Genomic DNA, 9,770 nt, shown 5'->3' with positions numbered 1-9,770 from the left:
TATAGGTTTTATCCACCTTGGTGTCCGCGAACAGCTGCTGGTAGGCGCCGCGCTCCGCGGGATTGTTGGCGCAGACAACCAGCCCGCGGGTCAGCCTGTCGAGCCGGTGGACGGGCACCAGATCCATGTTGCCGGTGGCCCGGCGTGCCTGCACCACCACCGAACGGATAATATGCGCCCCTTTCGGCACGGTGGCCAGTCCGTGGGGTTTGTCGACCACCGTGAGATGCCGGTCGGAAAACACAATCGGCAACTCACAAACCGGCAGGTCACGGTCGACGGGGATGCGGTAGAAGAAAATATCCTCCCCGACGGTGACCGGATCATCCGGGGTGAGTATGCGGCCCTGCCGGGTGCGGACCTGGCCGCCGGAAAAACGCCTGTCCAGGGCGTGGTCGTCATCGTCGGGATGCCGGTGGCGCTGGCCCGCGATCACCGCCGCCAGATATTGTCCGGCGGTCAGGCCCGCGGCCTCGGCGGGCACCCTCACCCGGGAGGGGTTGACACCGTCTTTGATCGGCAGGGCTGGCACGCCTCGCCTGCGGCCGGGGGCGTGTACTACAGTTTCGCGCATGGACATCAACGCGATTATGGCCCCTGTCATCGATTTCTTCCAGCACGGTATCGGCCGCCTCATCGGCGCGATCCTCGAAGCGATCTACCAGCTGGCCTATCCGGCCAATGCGGAAGCCGCCCACAACACCCCCGCCACCGGGATGACCGACACCGCCCGCGGGGTGGTTCTGGATGTGACCGAAAACGCCCCCGCCGCAGCTGACAGCCGCTAGTTTTTCCCTTCACACCGGCCCTCTAGGGCAGGTGCAGATGCGGCCCGCCCCCGCAACCGGACAGTCGGGGCGCGGCACCAACCGCGCCACCTTGGCCCGCCCACCCGCCGGGCAGCTGGCGGCGGGCAGGCCGGGAAGACGACCGGGAAGAAAACCGGGAAGAAAACACTGATACTGCGCGGGGGTGGTGCGGCTGCACCCGCTCCCGGCAGACCGGGGGTGCCGGGAGCGGTCGGGGCGGGGGTTGCTGGCCCCACCTGCGGGTGGGCCGGGGGAGTAAAATTGGCGGGGAACCGCCCTGCGCCGTTGGCGCCGGTGTCCTTTTCCGGGGCGGACAGGATGACTGCCGCACCGGAAAAGCACACAACCACACCGGGTGTGCGGAAAATAGAACAACCGGACACTGTCCTCCCCCGGGGGAAGGTGACACACAATGTTGAAGGAGCCAGCACCCATGTCCACCACACCGACGATTGTTGTTGCCGTCGACGGCTCGCCGGCCGCGGACGCGGCCGTCCGCTGGGCGGCCAATGCCGCCGCCAAACGCGGCGAGCCACTGCGGCTGGCCGCCAGCTACACCATGCCGCAGTTTCTCTACGCCGAGGGCATGGTGCCGCCGCAGGAGTTGTTCGATGAACTCCAGGCGGAAACCATGGACCACATTGACCGGGCCCGGGATGTGGCCCTGCAGGTGGCCCCGGGGATCAAAATCGGCCACACCGTCGCCGAGGGTTCCCCCATCGACATGCTGCTGGAGCTGTCGAAGGATGTGACCATGATCGTGATGGGTTCCCGCGGCCTGGGCGGGCTGTCGGGAATGGTGATGGGGTCAGTGTCGGCCGCCGTGGTCTCCCACGCGCACTGCCCGGTGGTGGTTGTCCGGGAAGACAATGATTTAACCGACGCCAACAAATACGGCCCCGTCGTCGTCGGGGTCGACGGCTCCGGGGTGTCCCGCAAAGCCACCGAATACGCCTTCAAGGAAGCCTCCTCCCGTCACTGCCCCCTCATCGCCGTGCACACCTGGATGGATGTGCAGGTCCAGGCGTCGATCGCCGGGCTGTCCGGCGCCCAGGAACAGTGGTCGGCGGTGGAGAAACAGCAGCGGGAACTACTCGACGAGCGGCTGAAAGAGTTCACCTCCTCCTACCCGAAGGTCACGGTAGAGACCATCATCACCCGGGACCGGCCGGTACGCGCCCTGGTGGAAGCCGCCGACAACGCCCAGCTGCTGGTGGTCGGCTCCCACGGGCGCGGCGGATTCAAGGGGATGCTGCTCGGATCCACTTCCCGGGCGCTGCTGCAGTCGGCCCCCTGCCCGATGATGGTGGTCCGCCACGATTCAGCCCACTCACCCCACTAGCGCCATCTCTTTTCCACCCACCCCGCCACACCGGCCGCCCCCGCCGGGGCGGGGAAGAAAAGACAGTTATCCATCAGTGACCGATTCGTTACCCGGCCACCGGCCGGTAACGCGTAGTCTGGCACACACAACCGGCGGCGCACCCGGGCGGACCACCACACCGGTGGCCCCCGCACGGCACCGCCGGTGCAGCCAGGCTTTTGTGAAAAAAGCAACCACCACGAAAATAAAGGAGAACAAGAAACATCATGCTCGGACTGGGATTTCTCGGATGGATCATCATCGGCGGATTGGCCGGCTGGATCGGCTCGAAGATTCAGGGAACCGACGCCTCCATGGGCGTGGGGCTGAATATTGTTGTCGGTGTCGTCGGCGGTCTTATCGGCGGTTTCCTGCTGAAGCTGATCGGTGTTGATGTGGCCGGCGGCGGCCTGATCTTCAGCTTCCTCACCTGCCTTCTGGGTGCGGTTATTTTGCTGGCGGTCGTCAAAGCCGTGAAGAAATAACCCCCTTTTTTTCCGGCCGATATCCGGCCCGTCATTCCCGCCGCCCGCCCACCCGGGCGGCGGGGACACCACCCCGTGGGTGCCGCGGGGAGCGTTGTAACAGCGCCCCCGCCCACCCACGGGGTGGTGTCGTATCGGCGGGGGTTGTCGCCACAAACAATCCACCGCCGCAAGCGGCCACCGGATGCGTGCCGGGCCGTGTTCCCGCCGCCGGACGGGCGGGGGCGGTGCCCGGCCGGACAAGACTCCGCTGCGCCCAGGCAGACAGTCCGGTTTGTCCGCACCCGGTAATTGGGCTGTTGAGCTGGCACAACACCAGGGCGGCGGGCCGGTTTTGGCAATGGTTCCCGCGGGGGCGCCTACCGGGGTAAAATACCCACGGGTACCGGTGGCGGCTGTGGCAGACCAGGCCGCACCAGCCGGCAGGACCCGGACTGTAGTGCAGAAAAACACCGAACCTTCGGAAAGGAAGTGGGCACCATCGCCGCCGCGACCACACAATCTTCACGCAAGCGGGGATCCCGGCGCCGCAACCGGCCGTCACCGCGTGAACGGCTGCTGGCTTCGGCCACCCACCTGTTTTCCACCGAGGGCATCCGGGTGATCGGCATCGACCGGATTCTTAGGGAAGCCGACGTGGCGAAAGCCTCCCTGTATTCCCTGTTCGGCTCCAAGGACGCCCTGGTGATCGCCTATCTGCGCAAACTCGACGAGGATTGGCGAAACGAGTGGTACGAGCGCACCGAGTCGATGACGGATCCGCAGGAAAAAATCCTGGCGTTTTTCGACCAGTGCATCGACGCGCAACCGGAAGCCGACTACCGGGGATCCCATTTCCAAAACGCCGCCAACGAATACCCGAAACCGGAAACCGACACCGAACGCGGCATTGTTGACGCGGTGCGGGACCACCGCCGGTGGACCCTGGACACCCTGACAGAGCTGTTGACCGAACTCAACGGCTATCCGGGGCTGACCCAGGCGAAACAGATGCTGATCTTTGTGGACGGCGGTCTGGCCGGCTCCCGGCTGGAACGCTCCGTGGCGCCGCTTGTCACCGCCAAGGAACTGGCCACCGGCCTGCTGGGTGCCCCACCGGCCGACTACTGCATCTAGTGAGCGGCCCCGGCCCACTCCACAAGCCCGGTCCCCGGGCTAGCTCCCGGTGCCGCTGCCGCGCCCCGGGCCGCCGGTGCCGGCGGACAGGTCACCGGCACTGTCGGCGGACACCTCGGTATCACCCGCGTCACCGTCTTCCGCGGCGGGTTCGTCAGCAGTACCGTCGCTGTCGCCGTCGTCGTCGCTGTCGGCCGGCAGCCACATGGTCGGATAGACCGGCAGCCCGCCGAGCATCTCGTAGCCGTCGGTGGTGACATCTTTTTCCAGCGGATCCTCGTCACCGACGACCGCCTTCCGGTTGAGGACACGGCGCAGCTGCGCCTGTTCGGCGAAAATATCGTCGAGCAGTTCGCCCTTCCTGATCCTGTCGACGATCTGGTGGAAATGCTCCGGGGGATCGAAGTAGCCGTCGGGGAAATCACCCTCGTCGGTTAAGCCCCAGCGTTGTTTGATCTCCTCCGGGGGCCAGGGCAGGCCTTTGCGTTCCGCGTGCGTGCGGTGCGCTTTCAGCACCCGCAGTTTGCGGTTTTTTTCCTTGGTCAACGGTGCCCGCAGGGTTTTGATCTGCTTGGCCTGGAAGGCTTCCGGGTCAAGGTCGCGGGTGAGTTTCTGCTTGTCGCGTTTATTGTCCCGGTGCAGCTCGCCGGCCCGCCACGGGGTCAGCGCCATGCGCAGCCGGCGTCCGCGGCGGCGCCGCAGGAACGCTTTTTTGAGTGCGCGTTTGTTTTTGCTGCGCTGTTTGCCCTCCTCGCGCACCGCCCGGAAATCGTCGGTGAACGGCAGCTTTTTGTCCAGGTAGGTTTGCAGCACAATGTACTGCGTCATGGTCCACAGGTTGTTGACGAAGTAGTACAGGCACAGTGCCGCGGGCGCCGGGCCGTGCAGACCGAAGTTGATGATCATAAACGGCACCAGCACCACGAACACGGCCAGCATCCGGACCATGAACACCGACAGCTTCGACTCGTGGTCGAGCGTGGTGTAGGAGCGCCACACCGAATAGGCCATGTTGACGGTGGTGAACGTGGCGGCCAGAACAAGAAACGGCAGCACGAACCCGGCCACTTCGTCGTGGCTGGTCTGCAGATGGGCGAACTGTTCATCGCTCATCGACACATACGCCGGAACCGGCACCCCCATGATCCGGGTGGACAAAAACTGGCCGACATCATCGCCGGTGAGGAAACCGATCGGCTGGTGATTGGTGGTGTCCAGCCCGTCGGTGGGCCGGGCCATCAAAATCAGCACCCGGTACAGCCCGAGGAACGCCGGCAGTTGGATCAGCGCCGGGAAACAGCCCTTGGCGGTGGAGTAGTTGTGCTCTTTGTAGAGGGCTTTCTGGGCTTTCTGGAACTCGGCGTCGGCATCGGGGTCGACGGAAAAACGGCTGTTGTCGCGAAGCTCACGCAGCCGCGGCTGCAGATTGCTCATCACCCGGGTGTTGCGGTACTGCAGGTAGCTCAGGGGGGCAATCAGTCCGCGGACGGTGATGATCAGCCCGAAAATACTGCCCACCCAGGCGTGCGGGGCAGTCATGCCGAGCACCGAGTGCAGCAGAACAAACCACAGCTTCATCACCCCGGAGACGGGGACAATAAACATCTGCCAGATCATGCGGCGACTTTCGGTAGCAGGCGGTGGGGCGGCGGGGATACCCGCAGGAAAAACAACAACCGCGGGGCAGCTTTTTGCCGGGCGCGCGGCGGCTGCTGCCGCCACCGGCCGGATCGCCCACCGCCACGACAACAACAAGCGGATGAGATTTTACCTTTTCGCCCGGCTGCTGCGGCTTGTTGGGTGGCCGCCGGATACCGGCGACCGGCTAAAATGGTTTCCCATGACACATCGACGCGAGCAACAGGTGCCGGATTCACCGCCGCGCACCGACCCGCCGGCCAGGAAATTCAGTTTCGTTGAACTGCTCGGCGAACTGTTTGTCACCGTCGGGGCCGTGCTGCTGCTGTTCGGCTTCTATGAGGCGTTCTGGACCAATATCCAGGCCGGGCAGCAGCAAAACGAGGTGGAAAAGCAGCTGGAACAGACCTGGGACAGCGGCCGGGACACCAACCCCGAACCCGGGGAGCTGGAAAACAGGCGCCGATTCCACGCCCCGGAAGTCGGTGAGGCATTCGCCCGCATGTATGTGCCCGTCTTCGGCGCCGACTATGTCTTCGCGATTGTGGAAGGCACCCAGGATGATGATCTGCTCAAAGGGCCGGGCCGCTACGTCGATTCACAGATGCCCGGCCAGCCGGGTAACTTCGCCGTGGCTGGCCACCGGGTCGGGAAAGGCGCCCCCTTCAACGACCTGGGTAATCTTCGCGCCTGTGACCCGATCATCATCGAAACCCGCACCGACTGGGAAATCTACCGGGTGCTGCCGATCGATGTGGACGGCCAGGCGAAAGTCGATGCGGCCGCAGCCTGCCTGAGCCAGAAACAGGCCGAGGAACTTGTCGGCGGCAAATACGGTGATCTCACCGGCCGCCACATCACCTACCCGGGTGATATCGGGGTCACCTTCGCTGTGCCCCACAAACAGGACACCCCGACCGATGACGACGAGGCGCTGCTGACGTTGACCACCTGCCACCCGCAGTTTTCCAACAAACAGCGCATGATCATCCACGCGATGCTGGAACGCACCGAAAAGAAAGAAAACGGCCACAAGCCCACAGAGATGGAGCAGTCCTGATGTACTCGTTTTTCTGGCGACTCCTGCCCGGCCCGTGGCCGGTGAAGCTGATCATCACCCTCATTATCGCCGTCGCCGTGTTCTTCCTGCTCATGGAAGTCGTTTTTCCGTGGGTATCGGCGATGATGCCCTACAACGACGTGTCAGTGTAAGTGCCCGGCACCCCTGCCCCGGGCACTGTGGTGCCCACCCCGCCGGGGCGCGGGTCCTGCGGTGCCCGCCCACCCCGCCGGGGCGGGCGGCCCGGATGGGTGTCACAGATGCAGGTTCTCGATGACTTTTTCGGCGATGATCTGTGTTTTGATCGATTGCGCCTGGTTGGACAGCACCACCACGGCCACGGTGTCCTTGGCCACCGCATACACCGCGCCGTCGTCGCCGCCCTTGCGTCCGCCGGTCCAGCCGGCCGGTTCGTCGGTGGGGTTGGTGGTGTCCACCGGCGCCGCCCAGTCAACCACCGCCATGGCGTCCGCGGCTGTGTCCATGTGCCGGACAATCACCGTCAGCTGCGGGTCCTCGGGATAGGACCAAAACACACAGGCCACCGGGTCGAAACGATCGTCAACACCCATACCGGTGACCCGTTGCCCGTTGGCGTCGGCCACCCACTGGGTATCCAGGTACGGGCAGGGTGTCTGCGAGGCTTTGCCGTCGGGGATGACCGGCAGCTCATCGAAGGCCGGCCGGGCGGGATCACTGACGGTGGCCGGTGTCCCGGCGGGGGCGGTGGTGTCATCCGGTGCCTGACTGCTGCCGGTGGTGCTCACAACCGGGGGCTGGCCGCTGTCGGCGGTGGTGGTGTCGGCACACCCGAATAGGACAGACGGCATGGTGATGACAGACAGGGCAAGTAATCTACGGCGCATGGGTTCAAGCCTAGGAAACGACACCGCCCCACGCGACACGCACACCCCGCCGCCCACCGCCACCGGGGACATCAAGCCGCCGTCCACCAACAACACCGACCCGACCGAGGCGGCCAAAGCCATTGCCGAAGCCGCGGCGAAACGCCGTCAATCCGGAAGTGCCGCCGCCCCCGGCGCCTCGGCTATCAGGCAGGGCATCCATGTGCTGACCATCGGTCTTTTGGTGGTGGTTGTTTTTTCCGCGGCCCGCTCCGGGTGGCAGGAAGGGGCGGTGGCCACCGGCATGTCGGTGGCTTTCGGCCTGATCTATCTGGCCGGGGCCAACACCCACGAAACCCTGTCCCCGCTGAAAGGGCAGCTGTGGCTTTTCGCCCTGACCCTGGTGTGGGTGGCGATGATCCCGGTGGAACAAACCTCCCTGTACGTGGTGTTTCCCCTGTATTTCCTCTACCTGCGGGTGATGCCCGATATCCGGGGGGTGATCGCGGTGGTGGCGGCCACCCTGATCAGTATTTTCAGCCAGTGGCCGCATCTGACCGCCGGAACCATTCTGGGGCCGACGGTGGCCGCCCTGGTCACCATCGGCATCGACTACGCTTTCCGCACCCTGTGGAAGGTCTCCGCGGAGCGGGAGGAACTCATCGAAGAGCTGCTGCGCACCAGAAGCCAGCTCGCGGAGACCGAACGCTCCGCCGGTATGGCCGCCGAACGCCAGCGCATCGCCCACGAAATCCACGACACCCTGGCCCAGGGCCTCAGTTCCATCCAGATGCTGCTCTACGTCGCCGAACAGGAAGTCGGCAAACTGCAGCTGGCGGAGGAAAAAACGGAGCCGACACTCAAGAAAATCCGCCTGGCCCGCCAGGTGGCCGCCGACAACCTGCAGGAAGCCCGGGCCATGATCGCCGCCCTGCAGCCCGCGGCTTTGTCGACGACTTCCCTGGAAGGCGCCCTGCACCGGGCAGCCGATTCCATGGTGGACACCGAGACCACCATCACCGTCATCGGCAATGAACGCCAGCTGCCTATGCGCACCGAAGCCTCACTGCTGCGCATCGCCCAGGGGGCGATGGGCAATGTGGCCAAACACGCCGGGGCCAGCCAATGCCATGTCACGTTGTCCTATGAGGAAGACGAAATCAGACTCGATGTCGTCGATGACGGGCAGGGCTTTGATCCTTCCGCGGTGGCGGAACGCCCCGCCGGTCTGGGGCATATCGGTTTGGATGCCATGCGGCAGCGGGCGGCGGAACAAAACGGCACCCTGACCGTGGAATCAGCCCCCGGACAGGGCACCGCGGTCTCGATTGCAATACCCGTTGGCCGTGATGACATGGACAAACCAGGGCCCAAAGCCAGTAAACTGGCACGGGAGTAACCGTCACCTCTCCGGTGGCGCACCGAAAAGCCGTGGATTTTTCTTCCCGACAACCCGCCCGGCGCAGCATCCCCCGGACCCCGGGGGACAAGCCCCCGGGCGCGCCGGGATGAAATATCCGCCGCCGACAGCCCACAGCAGCTGGAAGACACCGTTGGCAGGGACACGAACCAGTGGCCTTGTGACTGATCTTTTTCAGCTGCCGGATGGTGCCTGCCGGGAGGATGGAAGAAATATTGCGCGGCCATGACGAAAAGCCCTACAGCGCGTGAGGAAAACACATGATCAAAGTTCTGCTTGCCGACGACCACGAAATCGTGCGGTTGGGGCTGCGCTCTGTTCTGGAGGAAGCCGACGACATCACTGTCGTGGGTGAAGTGTCCACAGCAGAACAAGCCATCGCCGCCGCCGCGCAGGGGGGTATCGATGTGATTCTCATGGATTTGCGTTTCGGCGCGGGCGACCAGGGGCAGAAAGTCCGCACCGGCGCCGATGCGACCGCGGAGATCAAAAAAACCGTCGCCAATCCGCCGAATGTTCTGGTGGTCACCAACTACGACACCGACGCCGAAATCATCGGCGCCATTGAAGCCGGTGCGGTGGGCTACATGCTCAAAGACGCCCCGCCCAGTGAACTGCTGGCTGCGGTGCGCTCAGCCGCCGAAGGCGATTCGGCACTGTCGCCGGTGGTGGCCAACCGGCTGATGACCCGGGTGCGCACCCCCAGAACCTCCCTGACGCCCCGGGAGCTGGAAGTGCTGAAACTGGTGGCCGGCGGATCATCGAACAGGGACATCGGAAAAAAACTGTTCCTGTCGGAAGCCACCGTCAAATCCCATCTGGTGCACATCTACGACAAGCTGGGGGTGCGCTCCCGCACCTCGGCGGTCGCCGCCGCCCGCGAACAGGGCGTGCTGTAGGGGATAAAAAAACCCAACCGCGCCACCGCTACACCGGCCCGGAGGGCACACCCGCACCCACTGCTGTTCCCGCCTCCTGAAAGCGTTGTTCTGAAAGCCGTTTTCCCCCAGTCTTGACCCGGCGTGAAAAAGGCA

At 64.6% G+C, this 9,770-nt stretch carries 11 protein-coding genes; 8 read left to right on the top strand and 3 right to left on the bottom strand.

The features are described from left to right. Positions 1–574 (bottom strand): pseudouridine synthase (locus JZY06_RS12055; protein WP_242517027.1); only part of this gene is annotated, 574 nt, incomplete at its 3' end. Here JZY06_RS12055 and JZY06_RS12050 point away from each other — a divergent pair. The 4 genes from JZY06_RS12050 to JZY06_RS12035 all read left to right on the top strand — a co-directional run bounded on the left by JZY06_RS12050 (position 573) and on the right by JZY06_RS12035 (position 3,773). Then, positions 573–788 (top strand): hypothetical protein, encoded by a 216-nt coding sequence (locus tag JZY06_RS12050; RefSeq protein WP_207279826.1) that lies wholly within the window; start codon positions 573–575, stop codon positions 786–788. The genes JZY06_RS12055 and JZY06_RS12050 overlap by 2 nt on opposite strands. Positions 789–1,242: 454 nt before the next feature. Further along, positions 1,243–2,151: a universal stress protein gene (locus JZY06_RS12045; protein ID WP_207279819.1), complete on the top strand. Its 909-nt coding sequence runs from the start codon at positions 1,243–1,245 to the stop codon at positions 2,149–2,151. A gap of 248 nt (positions 2,152–2,399) precedes the next feature. After that, on the top strand, positions 2,400–2,657 hold the full coding sequence (locus JZY06_RS12040; RefSeq protein WP_207279818.1) for a GlsB/YeaQ/YmgE family stress response membrane protein: 258 nt from the start codon (positions 2,400–2,402) through the stop codon (positions 2,655–2,657). Between the two features lie 480 nt (positions 2,658–3,137). Next, a complete protein-coding gene (locus JZY06_RS12035) occupies positions 3,138–3,773 on the top strand; it encodes a TetR/AcrR family transcriptional regulator (protein ID WP_207279825.1) in 636 nt (211 codons plus the stop codon). A gap of 39 nt (positions 3,774–3,812) precedes the next feature. Here JZY06_RS12035 and yidC read toward each other — a convergent pair whose 3' ends face one another. After that, positions 3,813–5,390, bottom strand: coding sequence for a membrane protein insertase YidC (yidC, locus tag JZY06_RS12030; protein ID WP_207279817.1), 1,578 nt, complete (start codon positions 5,388–5,390; stop codon positions 3,813–3,815). 223 nt (positions 5,391–5,613) lie between these two features. On the opposite strand from yidC, the gene JZY06_RS12025 reads away from it, so the two are divergent. Continuing rightward, positions 5,614–6,471, top strand: a complete 858-nt coding sequence (locus tag JZY06_RS12025) for a class E sortase (RefSeq protein ID WP_207279816.1) — start codon at positions 5,614–5,616, stop codon at positions 6,469–6,471. Next, positions 6,471–6,623 (top strand): hypothetical protein, encoded by a 153-nt coding sequence (locus JZY06_RS12020; protein ID WP_207279815.1) that lies wholly within the window; start codon positions 6,471–6,473, stop codon positions 6,621–6,623. Before JZY06_RS12025 ends, JZY06_RS12020 begins: the two co-directional genes overlap by 1 nt. 102 nt (positions 6,624–6,725) lie before the next feature. Here the strand turns inward: JZY06_RS12020 and JZY06_RS12015 are convergent, their stop codons facing one another. Next, positions 6,726–7,337: a DUF2020 domain-containing protein gene (locus tag JZY06_RS12015; protein ID WP_207279814.1), complete on the bottom strand. Its 612-nt coding sequence runs from the start codon at positions 7,335–7,337 to the stop codon at positions 6,726–6,728. Here JZY06_RS12015 and JZY06_RS12010 point away from each other — a divergent pair. Then, on the top strand, positions 7,336–8,715 hold the full coding sequence (locus JZY06_RS12010; RefSeq protein WP_207279813.1) for a sensor histidine kinase: 1,380 nt from the start codon (positions 7,336–7,338) through the stop codon (positions 8,713–8,715). The two genes, JZY06_RS12015 and JZY06_RS12010, sit on opposite strands and share 2 nt — an antisense overlap. A 281-nt stretch (positions 8,716–8,996) precedes the next feature. After that, positions 8,997–9,635, top strand: a complete 639-nt coding sequence (locus JZY06_RS12005; protein WP_207279812.1) for a LuxR C-terminal-related transcriptional regulator — start codon at positions 8,997–8,999, stop codon at positions 9,633–9,635. Positions 9,636–9,770 lie beyond the last annotated feature (135 nt).

Source organism: Corynebacterium mendelii (assembly GCF_017307055.1).
GTDB lineage: Bacteria > Actinomycetota > Actinomycetes > Mycobacteriales > Mycobacteriaceae > Corynebacterium > Corynebacterium mendelii.
The sequence above is the reverse complement of the archived record's forward strand: the minus strand, read 5'-3'. Positions and strand labels throughout refer to the sequence as shown.

Coding starts and splice junctions, on each gene's coding strand:
- JZY06_RS12050 (WP_207279826.1), top strand. CDS start 573: ATGGACATCAACGCGATTATGGCCCCTGTCATCGATTTCTTCCAGCAC.
- JZY06_RS12045 (WP_207279819.1), top strand. CDS start 1,243: ATGTCCACCACACCGACGATTGTTGTTGCCGTCGACGGCTCGCCGGCC.
- JZY06_RS12040 (WP_207279818.1), top strand. CDS start 2,400: ATGCTCGGACTGGGATTTCTCGGATGGATCATCATCGGCGGATTGGCC.
- yidC (WP_207279817.1), bottom strand. CDS start 5,390: ATGATCTGGCAGATGTTTATTGTCCCCGTCTCCGGGGTGATGAAGCTG.
- JZY06_RS12025 (WP_207279816.1), top strand. CDS start 5,614: ATGACACATCGACGCGAGCAACAGGTGCCGGATTCACCGCCGCGCACC.
- JZY06_RS12020 (WP_207279815.1), top strand. CDS start 6,471: ATGTACTCGTTTTTCTGGCGACTCCTGCCCGGCCCGTGGCCGGTGAAG.
- JZY06_RS12010 (WP_207279813.1), top strand. CDS start 7,336: ATGGGTTCAAGCCTAGGAAACGACACCGCCCCACGCGACACGCACACC.
- JZY06_RS12015 (WP_207279814.1), bottom strand. CDS start 7,337: ATGCGCCGTAGATTACTTGCCCTGTCTGTCATCACCATGCCGTCTGTC.
- JZY06_RS12005 (WP_207279812.1), top strand. CDS start 8,997: ATGATCAAAGTTCTGCTTGCCGACGACCACGAAATCGTGCGGTTGGGG.